Annotated in this window: 20 protein-coding genes and 1 pseudogene; 13 read left to right on the top strand and 8 right to left on the bottom strand. The window is 71.0% G+C overall.

Annotated features, from left to right (window positions below):
- Nucleotide 1: 1 nt before the first annotated feature.
- From WT53_RS33185 to coxB, 5 genes and pseudogenes are all read right to left on the bottom strand, one after another.
- A pseudogene (locus tag WT53_RS33185) lies at nucleotides 2–190 on the bottom strand (hypothetical protein); the annotation flags it as partial.
- Between the two features lie 127 nt (nucleotides 191–317).
- Complete coding sequence (locus tag WT53_RS30440) at nucleotides 318–1,919, bottom strand: cytochrome c (RefSeq protein ID WP_034209205.1); 1,602 nt, start codon at nucleotides 1,917–1,919, stop codon at nucleotides 318–320.
- On the bottom strand, nucleotides 1,910–2,311 hold the full coding sequence (locus WT53_RS30445) for a hypothetical protein (protein ID WP_034209204.1): 402 nt from the start codon (nucleotides 2,309–2,311) through the stop codon (nucleotides 1,910–1,912). Before WT53_RS30445 ends, WT53_RS30440 begins: the two co-directional genes overlap by 10 nt.
- A complete protein-coding gene (gene ctaD, locus WT53_RS30450; protein ID WP_034209203.1) occupies nucleotides 2,308–4,947 on the bottom strand; it encodes a cytochrome c oxidase subunit I in 2,640 nt (879 codons plus the stop codon). The genes WT53_RS30445 and ctaD overlap by 4 nt, the downstream gene beginning before the upstream one ends.
- A gap of 13 nt (nucleotides 4,948–4,960) precedes the next feature.
- On the bottom strand, nucleotides 4,961–6,019 hold the full coding sequence (gene coxB, locus WT53_RS30455) for a cytochrome c oxidase subunit II (protein WP_060262582.1): 1,059 nt from the start codon (nucleotides 6,017–6,019) through the stop codon (nucleotides 4,961–4,963).
- 303 nt (nucleotides 6,020–6,322) lie between these two features.
- Here coxB and WT53_RS30460 point away from each other — a divergent pair, with 303 nt between their 5' ends.
- Both WT53_RS30460 and WT53_RS30465 read left to right on the top strand, forming a co-directional pair.
- Nucleotides 6,323–7,306 (top strand): SDR family oxidoreductase, encoded by a 984-nt coding sequence (locus WT53_RS30460; RefSeq protein WP_034209487.1) that lies wholly within the window; start codon nucleotides 6,323–6,325, stop codon nucleotides 7,304–7,306.
- Nucleotides 7,307–7,311: 5 nt separating this feature from the next.
- Nucleotides 7,312–9,090: a glycoside hydrolase family 15 protein gene (locus WT53_RS30465; protein ID WP_034209486.1), complete on the top strand. Its 1,779-nt coding sequence runs from the start codon at nucleotides 7,312–7,314 to the stop codon at nucleotides 9,088–9,090.
- Between the two features lie 25 nt (nucleotides 9,091–9,115).
- On the opposite strand, the gene WT53_RS30470 is transcribed toward WT53_RS30465, so the two are convergent.
- Nucleotides 9,116–10,951, bottom strand: coding sequence for a thiamine pyrophosphate-requiring protein (locus WT53_RS30470; RefSeq protein WP_034209201.1), 1,836 nt, complete (start codon nucleotides 10,949–10,951; stop codon nucleotides 9,116–9,118).
- A gap of 131 nt (nucleotides 10,952–11,082) precedes the next feature.
- On the opposite strand from WT53_RS30470, the gene WT53_RS30475 reads away from it, so the two are divergent.
- From WT53_RS30475 to WT53_RS30515, 9 genes are all read left to right on the top strand, one after another.
- Nucleotides 11,083–12,183, top strand: coding sequence for an enolase C-terminal domain-like protein (locus WT53_RS30475; RefSeq protein ID WP_034209200.1), 1,101 nt, complete (start codon nucleotides 11,083–11,085; stop codon nucleotides 12,181–12,183).
- An 18-nt stretch (nucleotides 12,184–12,201) separates the two neighbouring features.
- Complete coding sequence (locus WT53_RS30480) at nucleotides 12,202–13,053, top strand: hypothetical protein (RefSeq protein WP_060262584.1); 852 nt, start codon at nucleotides 12,202–12,204, stop codon at nucleotides 13,051–13,053.
- Nucleotides 13,050–13,715 (top strand): gluconate 2-dehydrogenase subunit 3 family protein, encoded by a 666-nt coding sequence (locus tag WT53_RS30485; RefSeq protein ID WP_059779934.1) that lies wholly within the window; start codon nucleotides 13,050–13,052, stop codon nucleotides 13,713–13,715. Before WT53_RS30480 ends, WT53_RS30485 begins: the two co-directional genes overlap by 4 nt.
- On the top strand, nucleotides 13,702–15,372 hold the full coding sequence (locus WT53_RS30490) for a GMC family oxidoreductase (RefSeq protein WP_060262586.1): 1,671 nt from the start codon (nucleotides 13,702–13,704) through the stop codon (nucleotides 15,370–15,372). The genes WT53_RS30485 and WT53_RS30490 overlap by 14 nt, the downstream gene beginning before the upstream one ends.
- Before the next feature lie 98 nt (nucleotides 15,373–15,470).
- Nucleotides 15,471–15,854, top strand: coding sequence for a DUF305 domain-containing protein (locus tag WT53_RS30495; protein ID WP_034209196.1), 384 nt, complete (start codon nucleotides 15,471–15,473; stop codon nucleotides 15,852–15,854).
- Nucleotides 15,855–15,981: 127 nt separating this feature from the next.
- Nucleotides 15,982–16,722: an FRG domain-containing protein gene (locus WT53_RS30500; RefSeq protein WP_034209195.1), complete on the top strand. Its 741-nt coding sequence runs from the start codon at nucleotides 15,982–15,984 to the stop codon at nucleotides 16,720–16,722.
- 163 nt (nucleotides 16,723–16,885) lie between these two features.
- Nucleotides 16,886–17,389 (top strand): low affinity iron permease family protein, encoded by a 504-nt coding sequence (locus tag WT53_RS30505; RefSeq protein ID WP_034209194.1) that lies wholly within the window; start codon nucleotides 16,886–16,888, stop codon nucleotides 17,387–17,389.
- A gap of 181 nt (nucleotides 17,390–17,570) precedes the next feature.
- Complete coding sequence (locus tag WT53_RS30510) at nucleotides 17,571–18,050, top strand: BON domain-containing protein (RefSeq protein WP_034209193.1); 480 nt, start codon at nucleotides 17,571–17,573, stop codon at nucleotides 18,048–18,050.
- Between the two features lie 113 nt (nucleotides 18,051–18,163).
- Nucleotides 18,164–18,646: a hypothetical protein gene (locus tag WT53_RS30515; protein WP_034209192.1), complete on the top strand. Its 483-nt coding sequence runs from the start codon at nucleotides 18,164–18,166 to the stop codon at nucleotides 18,644–18,646.
- Between the two features lie 10 nt (nucleotides 18,647–18,656).
- Here WT53_RS30515 and WT53_RS30520 read toward each other — a convergent pair whose 3' ends face one another.
- Nucleotides 18,657–19,094 carry an NUDIX hydrolase gene (locus WT53_RS30520; protein WP_052100416.1) on the bottom strand — a complete coding sequence of 146 codons (438 nt, stop codon included), beginning with the start codon at nucleotides 19,092–19,094 and terminating at the stop codon, nucleotides 18,657–18,659.
- A 200-nt stretch (nucleotides 19,095–19,294) separates the two neighbouring features.
- Nucleotides 19,295–19,495: a hypothetical protein gene (locus WT53_RS30525; RefSeq protein ID WP_034209191.1), complete on the bottom strand. Its 201-nt coding sequence runs from the start codon at nucleotides 19,493–19,495 to the stop codon at nucleotides 19,295–19,297.
- A gap of 159 nt (nucleotides 19,496–19,654) precedes the next feature.
- Here WT53_RS30525 and WT53_RS30530 point away from each other — a divergent pair, with 159 nt between their 5' ends.
- Nucleotides 19,655–21,037 carry an HlyD family secretion protein gene (locus tag WT53_RS30530; RefSeq protein WP_034209190.1) on the top strand — a complete coding sequence of 461 codons (1,383 nt, stop codon included), beginning with the start codon at nucleotides 19,655–19,657 and terminating at the stop codon, nucleotides 21,035–21,037.
- A gap of 85 nt (nucleotides 21,038–21,122) precedes the next feature.
- Nucleotides 21,123–22,715: a DHA2 family efflux MFS transporter permease subunit gene (locus WT53_RS30535; RefSeq protein WP_034209189.1), complete on the top strand. Its 1,593-nt coding sequence runs from the start codon at nucleotides 21,123–21,125 to the stop codon at nucleotides 22,713–22,715.
- Nucleotide 22,716 lies beyond the last annotated feature (1 nt).

Raw genomic sequence — 22,716 nt, forward strand, 5'->3', positions numbered from 1 at the left:
CGGCGGCATGTCCGGGCCGGATCCGGAACCAAATCGCGTACATGGCCGGCGGGAACACCAGCGTCAGCACCGTGCCGGCGAACGTGCCGTAGATCAGCGTGTACGCGAGCGTTCCCCAGAACACCGAATGGGTCAGGGGAATGAACGCGAGCACCGTCGCCATGGCAGTCAGGATCACCGGGCGCGCACGCGTTCGCCAGCACGGGCGGTGGCCCACGGGTGATGTCGTCAGGGCCGGGCGGGAACTTTCGCGCCGGGCCTGCCCGTATCGATCCGGCCGGCATCGCGCGAAGCCCTGCGCGCAGCGCAGCTCGACGCTACCGCTTGATTGCCCCCCGCAACCGCCTCACATCCCGCTCCGACACCGGCGCAGCCCGATTTCCCCACGCACCGCGCACGTAGCTGACCACCGCGGCGATCTCGCCGCTCGTCAGCGCGCCGCGCATCGCCGGCATCCGCTGCACCGGCCCTGGCTTCCCCGGCGTGGGCCGCGCACCTTCGACCACGATCCGGATCGTGCTGGTCGGATCGGCTGCGAGCACGATCGAACTGCCCGCGAGCGCCGGCCCGCGATCGGGGACGCCTTGACCTTCGGCCCCGTGGCAACGCGCACAGAACCCCGCATACACGCCGGCTCCCGGCGCCTGCTGGCCGCTTTCCGGACGCGGGCCGGCCACCGTCAGCCGCGGCACGCCGACCGCGAGCGGATTCGTCGCCGCAGTCGGTTGCGCCGGCAACGACTTCAGGTACACCGCCATCGCATGGCGGTCGGCATCGGTCAGCAACGCGGTGCTTTCGCCGACGACCGGCGCCATCGCGCCGAACACCGCGCCGCGCGCCGCATGGCCGCTGCGCAGGAACGCGGCGATGTCGTCGGCCGACCAGCGGCCGAGGCCGTCCGGGTCCGCGCCGGTCAGGTTCGGCGCGAACCAGTGATCGTTGATGCCGCCGGTGAGGAACGCGGGGCTGCGCTCGTCGTAGCCGCGTTCGTTGTAGGCCGGCCCGCGCGGCGTATGGCACGCGCCGCAATGGCCGAGCCCCTGCACGAGATAGGCGCCGCGATTCCACTCCGCCGATCGCGACGGCTGCGGCGCGAACCGCTCGCGGTTCGCGAATGCGAGGCTCCACAGTCCGAGCGCCCAGCGCTGGTTGAACGGAAACGGCAACTGTGTGAGTTTCGCCGCGTTCGGGGAGGGCGAGACGCCGCGCATGAAATACGCATACAACGCGCGCACGTCGTCGTCGCTCAGGTGCGCGAGCGACGGGTAGGGCATCGCCGGATACAGCCGGCTGCCGTCCGCGCGCACGCCGCGCCGCAACGCATCGTCGAACTGGCGCAGCGTGTAGTGGCCGATTCCGTGCGTCGGGTCCGGCGTGATGTTCGGCGCGTAGATCGGCCCGAACGGCGAATTCACCGGCTGGCCGCCCGCGTACGGCGTATGGTCGGCCGCGTCGTGGCATGCGGCGCAATCGCCGGCGAGCGCGAGGTAGCGGCCGCGCGCGAGCGTCGCGGCATCGGCGCTCGCGGCAGCCGCGGCGATCGCCGGGCGGCGGGCGGTCGAAGCGGATGCCGCATGCGGCGGCTGGGCGGCCGCGCCAGATGTGCCGGATGCGCCAGATGCGCCGGAATCCGCCGCCCCCGCCTCCCGCGACCGGGAAAGGCGTGGATCGTTTCGCACACGAGCGGACATCGACGCGCCGGCATCGGCCGCCGCCGTGCGAATCCGCACGAACCGCCAGCCCGACGCGGGTTCAGGCGCTTGCGCCGCCGACGCGGTGTCGGCCGCATCGGCGGGTGCGGCGGTGTTGTCGTCATGCTGCATGTCGCATCCGCCGAGCGCGACGCATACCGCGAACGCGACCCCTGCGCGGCGGCCCGGAGCCCGGAACGGGAACGAAGCGAACGAGATCAGCGCCATGGGCTGCAAGGCCCCACGAAAGCGGTGACGATCCCCGTAAACACCAGACCGATCACGAAGCCGAGCGCGGCGAGCATCCCGCAGCGCGCGAGAAAGCGCGTACTGTCGTCGCGCGTCGCGGCGGGCGCTTCGGCATCGTGCCGGCGCCGCCACGCGCGCGCGAGCCACGTCGCGCAGGCCGCGGCCAGCGCGAACGCGCCCGCCGCGATCAGCGCGAGCCACACGCCGACGTGCGCCCAGCGCGGCGCGGCCTGCGCGACGCCGAGCGGATAGCACGCGGTGGACGCGAGCGTCTCCGACACGAGCATCTGCGCGAACCACAGCGCGGGCGCGCCGACGAGGCCGGCCGCGATCGCGAGCAGCGGTGTCCACGCGCGGCGTGTGTCGTTCATCCGGTACTCCTCAGCCAGAACGGCGATACGTACAGCGCGGTGAAGATGAACAGCCACACGATGTCGACGAAGTGCCAGTAGAGCCCGCCGACCGTCAGCGCGACGCGTCGCTCGCGGCTGAAGAAACCGGCGGCCGTCCACCCGGCGAGCAGCGCGAGGATCGCGAGGCCGGCCACGACGTGCGCGAGGTGGAACCCGGTGATCGTGAAGTAGAGGCTGCCGTACAGATGCGCGGTCGGGCCGTACGGATGGTCGCGCCATTCGTGCCACTGGACCAGCGCGAACGCGGCGCCGAGCACCAGCGCGACGACGAGCATCGCCACCGCGCGCGCCTGCCTGTCGGCGCGCACCGCGCGTTCCGCGAGCCACACGAACACGCTGCTCGACAGCAGCACGACCGTGTTGGCGGCTGCGAGCCCGATCTTCGGCATCCCTTCCGGCGGCCACGGTGCGGACCATTGCGACTGCAGGTAGAAATAGCAGAACAGCAGGTAGCCGAACAGCCCGGCCTCGGTCACGATCAGCGTGAGCACGCCCCACCAGCCGCCCGCGCGCTCGCCGCAACTGCCGACCGGCAGCGGCTCGATGTACGCGGCCGGCGCGCCGGCCGGCGCCGTTGCCGACGGCGGCTCGTCCGGATGCGGCCCGGCGGCCGCGGCGGGCGCCTGCGTGTCGGCGCGGGCCGGCAGGCGCGCGCGCTGCCCGAGCGTGCGGCGCGGCCACAGCCACGCGGCGGTGGCGATCGCGCACCCGGCGACGGCCGCGCAGACGAGGGTCGGCGAGCGCGCGAGCATCGCCGCGAACACGGCGGTCGCCAGTAGCGCGAGCACGAACGGCACGCAACTGTCTTCGGGCATCTTCAGGATCGCGCTGGGTGCCGCGGCGAGCGGCGTGACCGCGAGCGCCTCGCGCCCGTCCGCGAGCCGGTAGCCGACCCGCAGGCTGGTGCGCGCCGGATCGTCGCGCGTTTCCCACAGCGGATGCCGCGACGCGACGAGCGGCAGCACCGCGAAGTTGTACACGGGCGTCGGCGACGCGACCGACCATTCGAGGCCGGCGCCGCCCCACGGGTTGTCGCCGGCGCGCGCGCCGCGCCGCGCGCTCACCAGCGCATTGACGACGAACATCACGATGCCGATCCCGAACACGAACGAGCCGATCGTCGTCAGCAGGTTCGACGTATCCCAGCCCATTCCGGACGGATAGGTATAGATGCGGCGCGGCATCCCGAGCAGCCCCGACACGTGCATCGGGAAGAAGCCGAGATTGAAGCCGACCAGCACGACCCAGAAGGTCCAGCGGCCGAACCGCTCGTTCATCATCCGCCCGGTGAACTTCGGGAACCAGTACGCGACGCCGCCGAGCACCGGAAACACGTTGATGCCGAGCAGCACGTAATGCAGGTGCGCGACGACGAAGTACGTATCGGTGAGCTGCCAGTCGAGCGGCACGGCCGCGGTCATCACGCCCGACACGCCGCCGATCACGAACATCAGCACGAAGCCCGCGAAATACAGGAACGGCGTGCGGAACACGGGGCGGCCGGTCCAGATCGTCGCGATCCACGCGAACACCGCGACCGCGCTCGGAATCGAGATCAGCATGCTCGCGGCGCCGAAGAACGCGAGCGCAAGCGGCGCGATGCCCGTCGCGAACATGTGATGGACCCACACCTCGAAGCCGATCAGCATCGTCGCGACGGTCGACACCGCGACGGCCTCGTACGCGACGAGCGGCCGCCGGCAGAAGGTCGGCAGCGCATCGGACACGATCCCCATCGCCGGCAGCACGACCACGTAGACCCACGGATGCGCGAACATCCAGAACAGGTGCTGCCACAACAGCGGCCGGCCGCCGTGCGCGACGTCGAAGAAGTGCGTGCCCGCATTGCGGTCGAGCCACAGCAGCAGGAACGCGAGGCTCACCGACGGCACCGCGACCAGGTTCGCGACCGACGCGGTCAGCGTGCCCCACACGATGATCGGCAGCCGGTCGATCGACATGCCGTGCGCGCGCATTCGCAGCAGCGTGACGACGAAGTTCGCGGCGCCGCCCGTCGTCGAGATGCCGAGCAGGATCATCCCGAGCGCGTAGATGTCGATGTTCGCGCCGGCGCTGTAGTCGAGCGACGTGAGCGGCACGTAGTTGAACCAGCCGCCGTCCGGCACCGCGCCGAGCGGAAAGCTCGCGTACAGGAACAGCCCGGCGAACAGGAACGCCCAGTACGAGAACGCATTGAGCCGCGGAAACGCCATGTCGCGCGAGCCGAGCATCAGCGGCCACAGGTAGTTCGCGAAACCGGACAGTACCGGCAGCGCGTACAGGAAGATCATCGTGACGCCGTGCATCGTGAACAGCGAATCGTATTGCGCGGGCGTGAGCAGCGTCGCGTTCGGCCGCGCGAGCTGGATGCGCATCACGAGCGCCTCGACGCCGCCGAGCAGCAGGAACGCGAACGCGGTGACGATGTAGCGCAGCCCGATGCGTTTGTGATCGACGGTGCCGAGCCAGCCGCGCCAGCCGGGTTCCGATTCCCACTGCTCGGCCAGCGCGCGCTCGTGCGCGGAACCGGGCGGCGCTTCGCCGAGATCGGGTACGCGGCTGAGCGGGGTGGGCGTGTCGCGGGCGATGGCCATCGGCATCCTCGGTTCAGTGCAGCGTCGCGAGATACGCGGCGAGATCGTCGGCGTCGCGCGGCGCGAGCGCGATCGACGGCATCAGCGATTGCGGCTTGATCTGCTGCGCATGCGCGATCCAGCGGCGCAGGTCGTCGGGCGTGTTGTCGAGCGTGCCGGCCGCGAGCAGCCGGCGCGTGCCGACGTGCGTGAGATCGGGGCCCGCGTCGCCCGTTGCGTCGGTGCCGCGCACCGCGTGGCAGCCCGCGCAGCGCGCGGCGAACACGCGTTGGCCGCGACGCTCCGCGCTGGCCTCAGGCACCTGGGCCGGTTGGCGTTGCGCGGCGAGCCACGCACGAAACGCGGCCGGCGGCTCGGCCACGACTTCGAACGCCATGTGTGCATGCTGCGCGCCGCAGTATTGCGAGCACTGCCCGCGATAGATGCCAGGCCGGTCAGCCTGCAGCCACTGGCGATTGGTCTGGCCGGGAATCGTCTGGGTCTTGCCGGCGAGTTGCGGCACCCAGAACGCATGGATCACGTCGGCGCTCTTCAGTTCGATCGCGACCGGCTCGCCCACCGGAATATGGATTTCGTTCGCGGTGACGAAGGCCGGGCCGTCGGCATCGTCGGGATAACGAACGGCCCACCACCAGTCGTGCGCGGTTACCGCGATCGTCAGCGCGGGCGGGCGCGGCGGCGTCGCGATCGCGCCGAGCACGCGCAGCATGTAGACGAGCGCGCCGAACAGCAGCAGGATCGAGATCGCCGAGCCCACGGTCACGATCGTCAGCCCGCTGCCGTGGCCGCCGCCCGCCCGCGCGCGACGGCGAAACAGCGCGATCAGCAGCAGCACGGCGATCGCGACGCAGACGAACAGGCACAGCGTGAGCAGCGCCCAGCCGAGCACGAAGACCGGCTGCGCGGCGGGGCCGGCCGCGTGCACGACGTAGGCGAGCGGCAGCGGCGCGGTCGGATTATTGCCGGGCGCCGCAGGCTCGGCGGCCGCGCGCGCGACGAGCGGCGCGACCGCCCACGCGAACGGTGCGATGCATGCGATACGACGCGTTTTTCTGGGCAGCGGAACGAGCAAACGCGACTCCTTGCCGATGGCGGCGGCATGACCAAAGCCGTTCGCGGCGGAGCAAGTTCCGTGCGTACGCGGCTCGCACGCAGGCGGCTGCGGCAACGCGCAATGGCGCACGCAACGCGCCGGTGCGTTACAGCCGGTTTGTAAATCGGGTGGCCGTTCACGGCGCGCGCCGGCGCGATACGGTCCGCATGGGTCCGCATCGCCGGCGGCATGTCGTTTGCTGCGCCGATCGCGTTCCGGCACGCTGCGGCGCAAAAGCTTCGTCCGCATGCCGGCCCTCATCGGAAACGGGAGGAACCGACCGTGAAGACCGTCGCGATCACCGGCGCGAGCGCCGGCGTCGGCCGCGCGACCGCCCACGCGTTCGCGCGGTGCGGCGCGAACGTCGCGCTGCTTGCTCGCGACCCGGATGCACTGCACGACACCGCGTGCGAGGTGCGGGCGTACGGCGTCCGGGCGCTGCCGATCGCCGTCGACGTCAGCGATGCGGCCGCGCTCGACGCGGCCGCCGAGCGGATCGAACGCGAGCTCGGGCCGCTCGACGTGTGGGTCAACAACGCGATGGTCACCGTGTTCGCTCCGTTCGACGCAATTTCGCCGGAAGACTATGCGCGCGTGACGGCCGTGACCTACCTCGGCTGCGTATACGGCACGCGGGCCGCGCTTGCGCGAATGGGGCCGCGCAACCGCGGCACGATCGTACAGGTCGGCTCCGCGCTCGCGTACCGGTCGATTCCGCTGCAAGCGCCGTACTGCGGCGCGAAACACGCGATCCGCGGCTTTACCGACGCGCTGCGCTGCGAGCTGCTGCATGCGCACAGCCGTGTGCGCGTGACGATGGTGCAATTACCCGCGATCGACACACCGCAGTTCGACTGGGCCGAATCCGCGCTGCCGCACGCACCGCGTCCGGTCGCGCCGGTCTATGCGCCGGAGGTGGCGGCCGATGCGATCGTGCATGCCGCGCGGCATCCGTGCCGCGAACGCTGGGTCGGCTGGTCGTCGCTCGCGGCGATCGTTGCGAACGGTATCGCGCCCGGCTTGTTCGACCGCTATCTCGCACGCACGGCGGTGCGCGGCCAGCAGCGCGCCGCGCCTGCCGGCCCGCGCCCGTCGAACCTGTGGACGAGCGTGCCCGGCGGCCATGCGACGCGCGGCGCGTTCACCGACGAAGCGTGCCGCACCGGCGTCGAGGCCGGGCTCGGCGCGTCGCGTGCGCTCGCGTTCGGCGCAGCGGTCGCCGTGCTCGCGACCGCGGTTGCCGTCGCGCGTAAGCGGAACCGGTGAGCGCGATGCGGATCGAGGATTACGCGCTCGTCGGCGACGGCCGCAGCGCGGCGCTCGTCGCCCGCGACGGCAGCATCGACTGGCTGTGCTGGCCGGACTTCAATTCGCCGCCGTGCTTCGCTGCGCTCGTCGGCACGCCGGACAACGGCCGGTTCCGGATCGCGCCGGGCGAGCCGGATGCGCGCGTGACGCGGCGCTATCTGCCGGGCACCGCGATACTCGAGACGACGTTCGACACGCCGTCCGGCTGCATCGCGATCACCGACTGGATGAGCTGGAACGCACGCGATCCGTGCCTGATCCGCAGCGTGTGCGGCGTGCGCGGGACGGTCGACGTCGACGTCGATCTCGGCGTGCGCTTCGACTACGGCGGCGCGCTGCCGTGGTGCCGGCGTTTCGGCCGGCGCTGGAGGATGATGACGGGCGGCGACGCGATGTGGCTCGACACGGATGCGCGGCTCGACGTGCAGAGCGACCGGCTCGTCGGCACGCGCCGGATCTCGGCGGGCGAGCGGACGGATTTCTGCATCAGTTACGCGCGTTCGTTCGACCCGGCGCCGGCCGTGCCCGACGCGTATGCGTCGCTGCGCGACACGCAGGCATTCTGGCGCGTCTGGTCGAATTGCAACGCGGCCGACGGCCCGTATCGCGACGCGGTCGAACGTGCGCTGATCACGATCAAACTGCTGTCGAGCCTGCGCACCGGCGGCATCGTCGCGGCGCCGACCAGTTCGTTGCCCGAGCGCTTCGGCGGCGCGCGCAACTGGGACTACCGGTTCTGCTGGCTGCGCGATGCGAGTTTCACGCTGCGCGCGCTGGTGCGCTGCGGTCATCGCGACGAAGCCGCGCGCTGGCGCGACTGGCTCGTGCGGGCGATCGCCGATCATCCGTCGCAACTGCAGGTGCTGTATGCGGCCGATGGCGGGCGGCGCGCGTCCGAATGGGAGGCCGCGCATCTGGCCGGCTACGAAGGCGCGCGGCCGGTGCGTTTCGGCAACGCGGCGGCCGACCAGTTGCAGCTCGACGTGTACGGCGAGGTGCTCGGCGCGCTGTATCAGGCGCGCCGGCACGGGCTGCCGCCCGACGACGACGCGTGGACGCTCGAGCGGCGCCTGCTCGAACATCTCGCGACGATCTGGCGCGAGCCGGACGAAGGTATCTGGGAGGTGCGCAGCGGGCGGCACCCGTTCACGTCGTCGAAGGTGATGGTGTGGGCCGCGGTCGAAAGCGCGTACCGCTCCGCGCGCGCGTTCGGCCATCACGCGCCGCTCGACGTGTGGCGGCGCTGGGCCGACGCGGTGCGCGCGGAGGTGCTTGAGCGAGGCTACCACGCGCAGCTCGGCCGCTTCGTCGACCGTTTCGACGGCGACGGCATCGACGTCAGCCTGCTGCTGATTCCGCTCACCGGGATGCTCGACGCGACCGACCCGCGCGTGGTCGCGACGGTCGCCGCGATCGAGCGGGAGCTGGTCGACGACGGCTTGCCGTTCCGCTATCGCCCGCCGCGTTTCGCGGACGGCTGCGAGGGCGACGAAGGCGCGTTTCTCGCGGCCGGCTTCTGGCTCGTGCAGGTGTACCGGCTGCAGCGGCGCGACGACGACGCGCACGCGCTGTTCGAGCGGCTGCTCGGCTTGCGCAACGACGTCGGGCTGCTGTCCGAGGAGTACGACGTGAACGCGCGGCGCCTATGCGGGAATTTTCCGTTCACGCTCGCGCAGGTCGGGCTCGTGAATGCGGCGCTCGCGCTGCACGGCGACGGGCGGGACGACGTCGACATCGACTAGCCGCGTCGTCCCGCGCGTGCCCGCCTTACGATTCGCCTTTCCCTCCGTTGCCGGCCTTGTCGCCGTGTTCGCCGTTGCCGGGCAGCACGGCCGACAGCACCTGCCGCGCGGTCTCGACGATCACGTTGGCTTCGCGCGCGTCGCCCTTCACCAGCATTTCGGCGAAATGCTTCGCTTGCTGCAGCGTCACGTGCGGCGGCAGCGGCGGCACCTCGGGGTCGCTCTTCACTTCGAGCACGACCGGCCGGTCGGACGCGAGCGCCTCGTCCCACGCGGCGCCGAGCTGCTCGGGATCGTCGACGTAGATGCCCTTGAGGCCGAGCAGCGTCGCGAAGCGGTAGTACGGCACGTTCGGGATCTGCTGCGACGCGTCGAACTTCGGGTCGCCCTCCATCACGCGCTGCTCCCACGTGACCTGGTTCAGGTCCTCGTTGTTCAGCACCATGCAGATCCAGCGCGGGTCGGGCCACTGGCGCCAGTATTTGGCGACCGTGATCAGCTCGGCCATGTTGTTCATCTGCATCGCGCCGTCGCCGACCATCGCGATCACCGGGCGCACCGGATGCGCGAATTTCGCGGCGATCGCATAGGGCACCGCGGCGCCCATCGACGCGAGCCCGCCGGACAGCGAGCCCATCATCCCGCGCCGCATCGTCAGGTCGCGTGCATACCAGTTTGCGCAGGAGCCCGAATCGCTCGTCAGGATCACGTCGTCGGGCAGGCGCGGCGACAGCTCGGTAAACGCGCGCTGCGGATTGACGCCACGCCCCGCGCTGGCTTTCGCGGCCGCGCGGGCCGCGAGCGTCTCGTGCCAGTCGTGGTTCCATTTCGCGATCCGGTCGCGCCACGCGGTATCGCGACGCTCGTTCAGCAGCGGCAGCAGCGCGCGCAGCGTCTCGGCGCTGTCGCCGACCAGATTGACTTCCATCGGGTAGCGCAGGCTCAGCATGTCGGCCTTCAGGTCGATCTGCACGCCGCGCGCCTGGCCCTCCTTCGGCAGGAATTCCGAATACGGAAAACCGGAGCCGACGACCAGCAGCGTGTCGCATTCGGTCATCAGCTCGTAGCTCGGCTTGGTGCCGAGCAGCCCGATCGAGCCGGTGACCCACGGCAGGTCGTCCGGCAGCGCGGCCTTGCCGAGCAGCGCTTTCGCGGCACCCGCGCCGAGCCGGTCGGCCACCGCGATGACCTCGTCGGTCGCGTGCAGCGCGCCGGCGCCGACCAGCAGCGCGACTTTCGACCCCGCGTTGAGCACGTCGGCCGCGCGCCGCAGGTCGTCCGCATACGGCACGACTTTCGGCGCCGTATAGCCGACCCCCGAATGCACGGTGCCGTGCGCGCGTTTCGGCGGCGCGTAGTCGAGCTCCTGCAGGTCGTTCGGCAGCACGAGCGCGGTGACCGTGCGCGCGCCGAGCGCGGTGCGCACCGCGCGATCGACCAGATGGCGCACCTGGCCCGGCACCGTCGCAAGCTGAACGAATGCGCCCGCAACGTCCTTGTAAAGCGCCGGCAGATCCACTTCCTGCTGATAGTGGCCGCCGAGCGACGCGCGCGCCTGCTGGCCGACGATCGCGAGCACCGGCATGTGGTCGAGCCTCGCGTCGTACAGGCCGGTCACGAGGTGGGCGGCGCCGGGGCCCGACGTCGCGACGCATACGCCGAGCTCGCCTGTAAATTTTGCATGCGCGGACGCCATGAAGGCCGCCATCTCCTCGTGGCGCGCCTGGATGAATTCGATCTTGCCGTCGGCGCGGTTCAGCGCGCCGAAAAAACCGTTGATGCCGTCGCCCGGGTAGCCGTAGATGCGGCGCACGCCCCACTCGTACAGCCGCTCGACGATGAAATCCGCCACTGTCGCCATGCCGTTTCTCCTTGGTTCGGGATGAGTCGATGCGAGGCAGCCGCGCAAGGCACGTGCCGCGCCGCATGCGTCGGGCACAGCGGTTGCACGGGTTCTCCGCAAGCAAAAAGCAAGCAGACCGGAGCGCAAAGATGGCCCTTTCCACCGCGCCGGCGATCGACGCCGTGCGCGCTCGCGCGTACCGCGTGCCGACCGACCGGCCCGAAGCCGACGGCACCTATGCATGGACCGCGACGACGGTCGTCGTCGTCGAGATCGACGCGGGGCCCGTGACGGGGCTCGGCTATACGTACACCGATGCGAGCGCCGTGCCGCTCGTCACGTCGCTGTTGGCCGGCGTGCTGCGCAACCGGCCGGCGGTGGACATCCCGGCCGCCGTCGACGCGCTGTGGCGCGCGGTGCGCAACGTCGGCCGCAGCGGGATCGCGGCGACCGCGATATCGGCGCTCGATGCCGCGCTGTGGGACGCGAAGGCGAAGCTCGCCGACGTGCCGCTCGCGCTGCTGCTGGGCCGCCTGCGCGAACGCGTGCCGGTGTACGGCAGCGGCGGGTTCACGACTTACGATGCGCCGACGCTCGCCGCGCAGCTCGACGGATGGCGCGCCGAGCGCGTGCACGCATGCAAGATCAAGATCGGCGTGCAGGATGCGCGCGATCCGGCGCGCGTGCATGCGGCGCGCGATGCGCTCGGGCCTGACGTCGACCTGTTCGTCGATGCGAACGGCGCGTACGCGCCGCGCACGGCGCTCGCGTTCGCGCAAGCGGCCGCGGATTGCGACGTTCGCTGGTTCGAGGAGCCCGTCAGCAGCGACGACGTCGCCGGGCTGCGATTCGTGCGCGAGCACGTCGGCGCACGCATCGACGTCGCGGCCGGCGAGTACGCGTATACGCCCGACGATTTCCGGCGCTTGCTGGAAGGCCGTGCGGTCGACGTGCTGCAGGCCGACGCGACGCGCTGCGGTGGCGTCAGCGGTTTTCTCGCGGCCGCCGCGCTCGCCGATGCGCACCACGTCGGCTTGTCCGCGCATTGCGCGCCCGCGCTGCACCGGCACATCGGTTGCGCGGCGCCGCGCCTGCGCCACGTCGAATGGTTTCACGATCATGTCCGCCTCGAGCGGATGCTGTTCGACGGCGCGCCGACGCTCGTCGACGGCGCACTGGAAATCGACGCGACGCGCGCCGGGCACGGCCTCGAATTGCGCACCGCCGATCTGCTGGATTTCGCGCTTTAACCCCGACGAGGAGGAACGATGCGACACCGCCGACATCGCGCCGCCGAGCGCGACAGATTGCTGGCCGACGCCGCGCGGCTGCTGAACCGCAGCGCGTTGCTGCTGGCCGGGTCGGTGCTCGCCGACAGCGGCGTCGAACACTATCGCGGCACCTTTCACAATCGCGCGATGCTCGCGCCGCTCGCGATGTCGACGCTGTCGGTGATCGCGAGCGTGCACGGCCACGCGGACGATACGCCCGTGCGTCACCGGCTGCGCGACGCGGTGCACGTCGCATCGGCCGCGGTTGGTGTCGCCGGTTCCGCGTTCCATCTGTACAACGTGACGAAGCGGCCGGGCGGTTTCAGTTGGCACAACCTGTTCTATGGCGCACCGCTCGGCGCGCCGTTCGCGCTGCTGCTGTCGGGCGCGCTGGGCGCGGCGGGCGAGCGGTTGCGCGAGAGCCCTGCCGATGCGCCGCGGCTCGCAGGGCTGCCGGCCGGGCGCGCGCTTGCCGGGCTGGTCGCGGCGGGGCTCGTCGGCACGCTCGGCGAAGTCGGGTTGCTGCATTTTCGCGGCGCGTTCCAGCATCGCGCGATGTTCGCGCCGCTCGTCGTGCCGCCGCTTGCCGCGCTGGCGACTGCCCGGCTCGCGCTGTCGCGCCCGCGCGCCGACCGGTGGCTCTGCCGCGGGTGGCTGCGCGCGACGGCCGTGCTCGGGTTCGTCGGCGTCGCGTTTCATGCGCGCGGCGTCGCGCGGCAGATGGGCGGCTGGCGCAACTGGTCGCAGAACCTGCTGTCGGGGCCGCCGCTGCCGGCGCCGCCGAGCTTCACCGCGCTCGCGATCGCGGGGCTGGCCGCGACCGCGCTCGCCGAACAGGAGGCGCCATGAACGATGCGAACCGCAAGCCGGTCGCGCTGCCGCGCTATCCGGGCTATGACGTGCTCGCCAAGCGCGACACGCCGTCGTGGAACGATGCGACGCGACGCGCGATCGATGCGCGCCTGCGCGTGGCGGCGAATGCACCGCGTCATCTGGATGCCGAACGATTCGCGACGCTCGGTGCGTTGTGCGCGCGCATCGTGCCGCAGCAACCGGGTGGCGCCGGCGCGATCCCGACCGCCGCGTTGGTCGATGCGCGGCTCGCGGCCGACGATGGCGACGGCTATCGCGATGCGCGTCTTCCGCCGCTACGCGCCGCGTGGCAGACGGGTCTCGCCGCGCTCGACGCAATGGCGCGGCACGCGCACGGCTGCCCGTTCGCGGCGCTCGCCGCGCGCGACGCCGACGCGTTGCTGCACGCGGTGCAGAAAGGCGACGTCGATCGACAGGTGGAACCGGCCTGGGCCGGCATGGACCCGCGCACGTTCTTCGCGAAGCGCGTGCTGATGGATATCTGCGGCGCGTATTACGGCCATCCGTTCGCGTGGAACGAGATCGGCTTCGGCGGCCCCGCGAGCCCGCGCGGCTACGTGCGGATGGACTTCAACCGGCGCGACCCGTGGGAAGCGGAAATGCGCGTGGAGGAGGGCGATCGCGATGGCCGCCGATGAACCGCTGTCCGCCCCGTCGCCGCGCGGCCGCGACGGCCGTGCGCCGGATCCGTTGCGGGTCGGCGGCTGGTCGCCGATGCGGATGTTCCGCGACGACGACGCGGTCGACTTCGTGATCGTCGGCACCGGCGCCGGCGGCGGCACGCTCGCGTGCAAGCTCGCCGAATACGGCTTCTCGGTCGTCGCGCTCGACGCGGGCGCATGGTGGCGGCCGCTCGAGGAATTCGCGTCCGACGAGACGCATCAGCACAAGCTGTTCTGGACCGACGAACGGATCTGCGACGGCGCCGATCCGCTCACGCTCGGCACCAACAACAGCGGCCGCGCGATCGGCGGCAGCACCGTGCATTTCGCGATGGTGTCGCTGCGGTTCCGGCCCGAGTGGTTTCGCTCGCGCACCGTGCTCGGCTACGGCGTCGACTGGCCGCTCGACTGGCGCGAGATGTGGCGCTACTACCGCGAGGTCGAGCAGGCGTTGAAGATCAGCGGGCCGGTGAACTACCCGTGGGGGCCGCCGCGCCCGCGCTATCCGTATCGTCCGCACGAACTGAACGCGGCCGCGCTCGTGCTGGCGCGCGGCGCCGAGGCACTGGGCATCGACTGGACGCCGACGCCGCTCGCGACGCTGTCCGCGCCGCGCGGCCGCGCGCATCCGTGCGTGTATCGCGGCTTCTGCATCGCCGGCTGCGCGACCAACGCGAAACAGAGTGCGCTCGTCACGTGGATTCCGCGGGCGGTCGCGGCCGGCGCCGAAGTGCGCGATCTCGCGATGGCGCTGCGGATCGAGGCCGACGGCGATCGCGTGACCGGCGTGCACTACGCGCGCGACGGCCGCACGCGGTTCCAGCGCGCGCGCAACGTCGTCGTCGCCGGTTATGCGATCGAGACGCCGCGCCTGCTGCTGCTGTCCGCGAACGGACGGCATCCGCAGGGGCTCGCCAACCGCTCGGGGCTCGTCGGCCGCTACCTGATGGCGCAGCTCAACCAGGCGTCGTGGGGGACGATGGACGACGAAGTGCGCTGGTACAAGGGGCCGCCGTCGCTGTCGATCACCGAGCACTGGAACTACGCGGACGAAGGCAAGGATTTCTTCGGCGGCTATTGCTGGATGAGCCAGGGCCCGCTGCCGATCGAATGGGCGCGCAAGGTCGCCGCGCGCGGGCTGTGGGGCGACGCGCTGAAGCGCGAGATGGCGCGCTACAACTTCCAGGCCGGCTTGAAGATCGTCGGCGAGACGCTGCCGCGCGCGGACAACCGCGTGACGCTCGCCGACGAACGCGACGCGTTCGGGCTGCCGATCGCGCGCGTGACCTATTCGTACGACGACAACGATCGCCGGATGATCCGCCATGCGCTCGCGCAGATGGGGCGTTCGCTGGAAGCGGCCGGCGCGCGCGACATCTGGCACGAGGAGGACGACACGTGCCATCTCGCCGGCACCGTGCGGATGGGCGACGACCCGGCGACGAGCGTCGTCGATGCCGATTGCCGCAGCTGGGACATTCCGAATCTGTGGGTGTGCGACGGCTCGGTGTTTCCGACGGTGGGCGGCGTGAATCCGTCGCTGACGATCCAGGCGATCGCGTGCCGCACCGCCGACCGTATCCGCGCGCTGGTCGCACGCGGCGATGCGCATGCGCGCCGGCGATGGCGGTGAATCGCGCGGCGCGGCTCCGGCGGCGACCGATACGGCGTGTGCTTGCGCGCGAGGATGCCGCAAGCGAACCATTCACTTTCTTGTCGAGGAATCGTCTCATGCCAGCATTCAACCGTTCATTCCCGCGCCGTTGCGCCGCCTGCGCACTGCTCGCGGCGTGCGCGTCGGCGCTGCCCGCGGCCGGGCAGTTGCGCCCCGCCAATCCCGTCAGCGTGCCCGACACGTCCACGCAGGCGTTCAAGCGCGCCGACCGAAAAATGATGGAAGCGATGGAGAGTGCGCCGTACACGGGCGACGCCGACCGCGATTTCGTCGCGCACATGGCGCCGCATCACCAGGGCGCGATCGACATGGCGCAGGTCGAGCTCAAATACGGCAAGGACCCGACGCTGCGGCAGCTCGCGAGCCGGATCGTCGCCGCGCAGCGCGACGAGATCGCGTTGATGGAGCGCTGGCAGAAGGAGCACGGCAAGGCGCCGTGAAGCGCGATGCGATACGGCGATACGCAGCCGGCCGCTCCGATGGCGCCGCATCCGGCAAGCGACCCTGTCGGACACGAGCCGCCGCGACGGCCGCGAATACGGGCAAACGCGACAGGAGGCGCGAGACATGGACGGTGAGCACGAGGCGGCAGACCGCTCGGTCGACAGCGTGGCCGACTACATGGCCGTGATCGGTGCGCAGCGCCGGACGATGGCGCTGCGACTCTTTCGCGGCCAGTGCAACGCCGACTGGCCGCTCGTGCCGGGCATCGCGCGGCAGCGCGCGTCGCCCGACGTCGAAGCGCGGATGCTCGACGAATTCACGCGGCGCGCGCTGCCGCATCTCGAACCCGGGCAGAGCCTCGATGCGTGCGACTGGCTGGCGCTCGCGCAGCAGCACGGGATGCGCACGCGCCTGCTCGACTGGTCCGGCAACGCACTGGCCGCGCTGTGGTTCGCGGTCCGGCGCGCGGGCGAATCGGGCGGAGACGGCGTGGTGTGGTGCCTGTCGCACGACGCCGACGACATCGCGACCGCCGCCGAACGGCGCGCCCCGCTGCAGGTCACGCGCACCAAGGTGTTCCGGCCGCGCCACGTGATGCCGAGGATCACCGCGCAGGACGGCTGGTTCACGATTCATAGTTACGACGCCGGCGCCGAGCGTTTCGTGCCGCTCGACGCGCACGCGGACCTCGCCGGCCGTCTCGTGCGCATCGTCGTGCCGGGCGCCCGGTTCGCGACGATCCGGCAGGAGCTTGCCGGCGTCGGCGTGAGCGTCGCGACGATCTTTCCGGATCTCGACGGCATCGCGCAGCTGACCGACACGCGCTATTTCCCGGACGACGAGGACACGCACGCGCCGCGGTGAAGCCGCGGCCGCATGGGCGTGCGGGCCGGGCACGCACGATGCTCGTCTCTCGATGGCGTGCAGACGGGGCCGACCCCGGCGGCCCACGCTTGCGTCCGCTTCGCGGCGGGCGCGACGCGGTTCATGCCCATTCAAACAAACCATCGAATCGGAGGAGGCTTTCATGCGCGAACCCAACGAACCACCGCGCGACCGTCGCGATACGGCGTGCGAGCCCGGCGCCGGTACTCGACCGGCCGAGCACGCCGTCACCCGCGCGTTCGAACGTTTTGCGTCGAGCGTGACCACGTGGGCCGGCTCGCCGGTGGCGTTCGGCAGCGCGGTCGCCATCACCGTGCTGTGGCTCGTGAGCGGGCCGGTGTTTCATTACTCCGATGCGTGGCAGCTCGTCATCAATACCGGCACCACGATCATCACGTTCCTGATGGTGTTCCTGCTGCAGCGCAATCAGAATCGCGACAGCGTGGCGTTGCACCTGAAGCTCGACGAGTTGCTCGCGGTCACGCGCGCGGCGAGCGACCGGCTGATCGGGATCGAGGATGCGTCGGAGGAGGAGTTGCGCGCGCTGGCGCAGACCTACGTCGACATGGCGCAGCGCGCGGCCGAGCGCGGCGAGGACGAGCCGGGCGGCAAGCGCGCGGAAACGGCCGGCACGCCCGAGCCCTGAGCTTCCGATTCTCCGATTTTCAGGTCGAGCGATGCGCGGCCCGATGATTTTTCAAACGCTTGTCGTTTCCGGCGGCGCATCGCGACGCGACGGCTTGCACGCGACGCTCGCACCGGGGAACGGCACGTGCTGCATGCCGAAACGAAGCCCGGCTGTCCCGGGTATTGCCTACGGTGCCTCCATGAACTCCAGAACCCCTTCGAATCCGTTGTTGAATCTTGCGGTGGCCGTTGCGTGCGGGGCGGCCGCGATGTACTTCCTCGATCCTTCGTCCGGCCGGCGGCGACGCGCTTATCTGCGCGACAAGGCGGTTGCGGGCCGGCATGGCGTGGCCGATTATGCGAATACGCAGGCGAAGCGGGCGGCCGACCACGCACGTGGCGCGATCGCCGGCCTGCGGGCGGACTGGCTCGCGGGCGATGCGAGCGACGTGCAGGTCGCCGAGCGCGTGCGTGCCGCGCTCGGCCGGCTCGTCGGTCGCCCGCGCGACATCGACGTGAGCGTCGAGCGCGGCAACGTGTGCCTGACCGGGCAGGTCGAGGAGTCCGAACGGCAGGCATTGATCGACGGCGTCGCCGCACTGCATGGCGTGCATCACGTCGAGGACGCGATGGGCGCGCGCAGCGAATACAAGGCGCCGCCCGGCGGTCATTCGCACTGACGCGGCCGCGGCCGCCCGCACCGACGGGGGCCGGCGAACGAATCCGACACGCATTCGGCGCACGCACGGCTGCCGGCACGACGGCGGCCTGGCGCCCCAACCGGAGCAAGCCCATGACCGAACGCCAGCCCCCCGACACGACGCCTCCGCATCCGGAGCCCGGCGCGCATGACGCGCTCGAACACCTGCTCGGCAGCCTGCATCGGCACGGCTTCCTGCGCTTCGCGAACGAAGTGGTCAGCGCGAACGCGCGGCTGGCCGACACGTTCATCGACGCGCTCGACAAGCCCGGCATGCAGAGCGGCATGCAGAATCTCGCGATGCTCGTGACGGCGCTGTCGCGCATTCCGCCGGAACAGTTCGGCCGCGCCGCGTTTGCGGCAGCCGACGCACTGCGTCACGTCGGCGCATGGCAACCGGCGCAGCACGCGCACGTCGCGCCCGGCGTGCGCGGCATCTACCGGCTGCTGCACGACGAGGCGCTGTGGGATGCGTTGACGCCGCTGCTGGAAGGGTTGAAGGTCTTCGCGCAGGGGCTCGCGCGCGATCCGCAGCCGCCGGTCGCCGGGCTCGGCGAGACGACGAAAGACGCGTGACCGGCGCCGGTTACCGACCGCACGCGGCGTCCAGGTCCGCGAACTGGCGAATGATGCGCTGCGTCGGCGCGCTCGCCGGCCAGTGCGGCACCGCGTCGATTCGGACCCAGCGACACAGTGCGATCTCCCGGCCCGGGCACGCGTGGGCGCCGCGCGGCAGGTTCGCGACGAATACGTGATGGCGTTTCACGCTCCCGTCCACGTAGAAGAAATACGCGAGTTCGAGATCGGCGAGCCCCGTTTCCTCCCGAAGTTCGCGATGCGCGGCGTCGAGCGCCGATTCGCCCCGGCGAATCACGCCGCCCGGCAGCGTCCAGCGCGACGACGGTCCGCGCGCGACCAGCAGCACGCGCCGGTTGCGATGGCAGACGATCGTTGCGCGTTCCTTCGCCAGCGGCGCGAGCGGCACCGCGCGCACAGGGAAATCGGACGGGTCGGGTAGCGTCATGAAGGGCAGGCGACGGGCGAATGAAAGATCCATGGGCCGGTGCCGCAACGTGCGTTCCTGCGTCGCCGCCGCGCCGGCCGTCGCACGAGCGTTGCGGGGAAACCTGCCGGACCGCCGGTCCGCGATTTTTCAACGGCTTGTCATTTCTGCCGCCGCCTGTCGCGGCCGCTCCGGCGGCGCTTCGATGCGACGCGCGGTGCTCACGAATCGCCGTGTTCGCCCGATGGCGTGCGAGGCGGCGGCGTTCCGCCTTCCGACTCGGCCGGCTTGCCTTCGGCCGGGTCGCGTGCGCTGCGCGGCGGCGGCGTGGCCGTGCCGCGGCGCTTGCCTTCGGGGCCGGGCGTGCTGTCGCCGCGATCTTCGTCGCGCGTGTCGGTATCGAGCGAGGTCGAGCGTGTCATGGTTCGCGAATCCTGTCGGGGCCGTCGAAGCGTACCCGTCGCGCATCGGGCGTGCCGGGTTCGGGCGAAGTACGTCGCCGGGTCCGCTGTTTGCTTGACCGCGCGCTTGAGGTCGGCGCGGGCAATGACGCTCGCGGCCGCCGCCTGGAGCCCCGTTTCATGCCCGATGCGATCCTGTGCCCGTTATCCGTTCGCGAGCGACTCGGCGTCGCGCTCCGGCGCGCGTCGACGCCCGGACGACGCGGCGCCGGTGCGCCGGACGCGTTCGCGCCGGCGTTGCCCGATGCCGTGCCGTCGACACCGCTGCCCGCCCGCAGGCCGACCGCCGTCATGCGTGCGGGCGACAGCCAGCCTGGCGGCGGCGGTTCGGGCGCCGCGCCGGACGGCAGCAGCGAGCGCCCGACCGACGCCCCGGGCGGCGGTGGCGGCGACCACCGTCCGCACGACGATCGCGGCGGCCGCACCGGCGGCGACGGAGAAGGCGGCAACGGCGACGGCGAACGCAAGCGCCCCGGCAAAAAGCCGCTGTTCATCCTCGGCGCGGTGGTGCTCGTGCTGCTCGTCGCCGGGTTCGTCTGGTGGTTCGCGACGCGCAACCAGGTCAGCACCGACGATGCGTATACCGACGGCAACGCGATCGCGGTCGCGCCGCACGTGTCCGGCTACGTGACGCGGCTGGCGGTCGACGACAACACGTTCGTGCGGCGCGGCGACGTGCTCGTCGAGATCGATCCGCGCGACTACCGCGCGCAGGTCGACGCGGCGCAGGCGCAGCTCGGTCTCGCGCAGGCGCAGCTCGACGCGGCGGGCGTGCAGCTCGATATCGCGCGCGTGCAGTATCCGGCCCAGTACCGGCAGGCGCGCGCACAGATCGAATCCGCGGAAGCCGCGTACCGGCAGGCGCTCGCCGCGCAGGCGCGGCAGCGCGCGGTCGATGCGCGCGCGACGTCGCAGCAGGCGATCGACGCCGCCGACGCGCAGCGCGCGACCGCCGACGCGAACGTCGCGATGGCCCAGGCGCAGGCGCGTACCGCGAGCCTCGTGCCGCAGCAGATCCGGCAGGCCGAGACGGCCGTCGAGGAGCGCCGCCAGCAGGTGCTGCAGGCGCGCGCGCAGCTCGAGACGGCCAACCTGAACCTGTCGTACTGCGAAATGCGTGCGCCGTCCGACGGCTGGGTCACGCGACGCAACGTGCAACTGGGCTCGTTCCTGCAACCGGGCACGTCGATCTTCTCGATCGTCACGCCGCGCGTGTGGATCACCGCGAATTTCAAGGAGTCGCAGCTCGAGCGGATGCGCATCGGCGACCGCGTCGACGTGTCGGTCGACGCGTATCCGGATCTCGATCTGCACGGCCACGTCGACAGCATCCAGGTCGGCAGCGGGTCGCGCTTCTCCGCGTTTCCGACCGAGAACGCGACCGGCAACTTCGTGAAGATCGTGCAGCGCGTGCCGGTGAAGATCGTGCTCGACGGTCCGCTGCCGACCCGTCCGCCGCTCGGTCTCGGCCTGTCGGTCGTGCCGACCGTCCATCTGAAATGACCGGCCGCCGTGCCGCGGCCGGTTCCGACCGGAGCGATCCGATGCCCGATACCCGCATGCCGTTCCCGCCTGACGAGGCCCGCCGATGAACCGGCCGCCCGATCGCAGCGGCGCATCCGACGGCACGTGGCGTCCCGCCGCGAACCCGTGGCTCATCGCGATCGTCGTCACGCTCGCCGCGTTCATGGAAATCCTCGACACGACGATCGTCAACGTCGCGCTGCCGCACATCGCCGGCACGATGTCGGCGAGCTACGACGAGGCGACCTGGACGCTCACGTCGTATCTCGTCGCGAACGGCATCGTGCTGCCGATCTCGGGCTTCCTCGGGCGCATGCTCGGCCGCAAGCGTTACTTCCTGCTGTGCATCGCCGCGTTTACCGTGTGCTCGTTCCTGTGCGGCGTCGCGACCAACCTCGGCGAACTGATCGTGTTCCGCGTGCTGCAGGGGTTGTTCGGCGGCGGGCTGCAGCCGAACCAGCAGTCGATCATCCTCGATACGTTTCCGCCCGAGCAGCGCAACCGCGCGTTCTCGATCTCGGCGATCGCGATCGTCGTCGCGCCGGTGCTCGGGCCGACGCTCGGCGGCTGGATCACCGACCATTTCTCGTGGCGCTGGGTGTTCCTGCTCAACGTGCCGATCGGCGCGTTGACGGTGCTCGCGGTGATGCAGCTCGTCGAGGATCCGCCGTGGCGGCGCGGCGCCGAGCGCGGGATCTCCATCGACTACATCGGCATCGGGCTGATCGCGATCGGGCTCGGTTGCCTGCAGGTGATGCTCGATCGCGGCGAGGACGAGGACTGGTTCGGCTCGAACTTCATCCGCGTGTTTGCGGTGCTGTCCGCACTCGGGTTGATCGGCGCGACGCTGTGGCTGCTGCGCACGAAGAAACCGGTGGTCGACCTGTCGTGCCTGCGCGACCGCAATTTCGCGCTCGGCTGCGTGACGATCGCGACGTTCGCGGCCGTGCTGTACGGCAGCGCGGTGATCGTGCCGCAGCTCGCGCAGCAGCGTCTCGGCTACACGGCGACGCTCGCGGGGCTCGTGCTGTCGCCCGGCGCGCTGCTGATCACGCTCGAGATTCCGCTCGTGAGCCGGCTGATGCCGCACGTGCAGACGCGCTATCTCGTCGGGTTCGGTTTCGTGCTGCTGTGCGCGTCGCTGATCTATTCGCGCACGCTGGTGCCCGACATCGACTACACGCATCTCATGATGATCCGGTGTGCGCAGTCGCTCGCGATCGGCTTCATGTTCGTGCCGATCACGACGCTCGCGTACCTGACCGTGCCGCAGCGGCTCAACGACGACGCGTCCGCGCTGTTCACGATGTTCCGCAACGTCGCGGGCTCGATCGGCATCTCGGTGTCGACCGCCTTGATCCGCGAACGCACGCAGGCGCGCATGGCCCATCTGTCCACGCACATGTCGACGCTGTCGCAGAACTTCCAGGACGCGCTGCAGGAGAACGCGCGCGCGATCGCCGCGCTGACGGGCGCGCCGCCGTCGGCCGCGCTGCAGACGGCGAACGGGCGGCTGTACGAGACGTTCATCGCGCAGGCGACGATCCTCGCGTATATCGACGTGTTCGCGATCCTCGCGGTGTTCTGCGCGTTCAGCATTCCGCTGACGTTCCTGTTCACGCCGGCGAAGGCCGCGGGCGGCGCGGGAGGGCATTGAC

The sequence above is a fragment of the Burkholderia sp. MSMB2157WGS genome, assembly GCF_001532755.1.
In the GTDB taxonomy this organism is placed as follows: domain Bacteria; phylum Pseudomonadota; class Gammaproteobacteria; order Burkholderiales; family Burkholderiaceae; genus Burkholderia.

Bases quoted from the DNA above. Each gene is read 5' to 3' on its own strand.
- WT53_RS30440 (WP_034209205.1), bottom strand. From the start codon at position 1,919: ATGGCGCTGATCTCGTTCGCTTCGTTCCCGTTCCGGGCTCCGGGCCGC.
- WT53_RS30445 (WP_034209204.1), bottom strand. From the start codon at position 2,311: ATGAACGACACACGCCGCGCGTGGACACCGCTGCTCGCGATCGCGGCC.
- ctaD (WP_034209203.1), bottom strand. From the start codon at position 4,947: ATGGCCATCGCCCGCGACACGCCCACCCCGCTCAGCCGCGTACCCGAT.
- WT53_RS30465 (WP_034209486.1), top strand. From the start codon at position 7,312: ATGCGGATCGAGGATTACGCGCTCGTCGGCGACGGCCGCAGCGCGGCG.
- WT53_RS30470 (WP_034209201.1), bottom strand. From the start codon at position 10,951: ATGGCGACAGTGGCGGATTTCATCGTCGAGCGGCTGTACGAGTGGGGC.
- WT53_RS30475 (WP_034209200.1), top strand. From the start codon at position 11,083: ATGGCCCTTTCCACCGCGCCGGCGATCGACGCCGTGCGCGCTCGCGCG.
- WT53_RS30480 (WP_060262584.1), top strand. From the start codon at position 12,202: ATGCGACACCGCCGACATCGCGCCGCCGAGCGCGACAGATTGCTGGCC.
- WT53_RS30485 (WP_059779934.1), top strand. From the start codon at position 13,050: ATGAACGATGCGAACCGCAAGCCGGTCGCGCTGCCGCGCTATCCGGGC.
- WT53_RS30490 (WP_060262586.1), top strand. From the start codon at position 13,702: ATGGCCGCCGATGAACCGCTGTCCGCCCCGTCGCCGCGCGGCCGCGAC.
- WT53_RS30495 (WP_034209196.1), top strand. From the start codon at position 15,471: ATGCCAGCATTCAACCGTTCATTCCCGCGCCGTTGCGCCGCCTGCGCA.
- WT53_RS30500 (WP_034209195.1), top strand. From the start codon at position 15,982: ATGGACGGTGAGCACGAGGCGGCAGACCGCTCGGTCGACAGCGTGGCC.
- WT53_RS30505 (WP_034209194.1), top strand. From the start codon at position 16,886: ATGCGCGAACCCAACGAACCACCGCGCGACCGTCGCGATACGGCGTGC.
- WT53_RS30510 (WP_034209193.1), top strand. From the start codon at position 17,571: ATGAACTCCAGAACCCCTTCGAATCCGTTGTTGAATCTTGCGGTGGCC.
- WT53_RS30515 (WP_034209192.1), top strand. From the start codon at position 18,164: ATGACCGAACGCCAGCCCCCCGACACGACGCCTCCGCATCCGGAGCCC.
- WT53_RS30520 (WP_052100416.1), bottom strand. From the start codon at position 19,094: ATGACGCTACCCGACCCGTCCGATTTCCCTGTGCGCGCGGTGCCGCTC.
- WT53_RS30525 (WP_034209191.1), bottom strand. From the start codon at position 19,495: ATGACACGCTCGACCTCGCTCGATACCGACACGCGCGACGAAGATCGC.
- WT53_RS30530 (WP_034209190.1), top strand. From the start codon at position 19,655: ATGCCCGATGCGATCCTGTGCCCGTTATCCGTTCGCGAGCGACTCGGC.
- WT53_RS30535 (WP_034209189.1), top strand. From the start codon at position 21,123: ATGAACCGGCCGCCCGATCGCAGCGGCGCATCCGACGGCACGTGGCGT.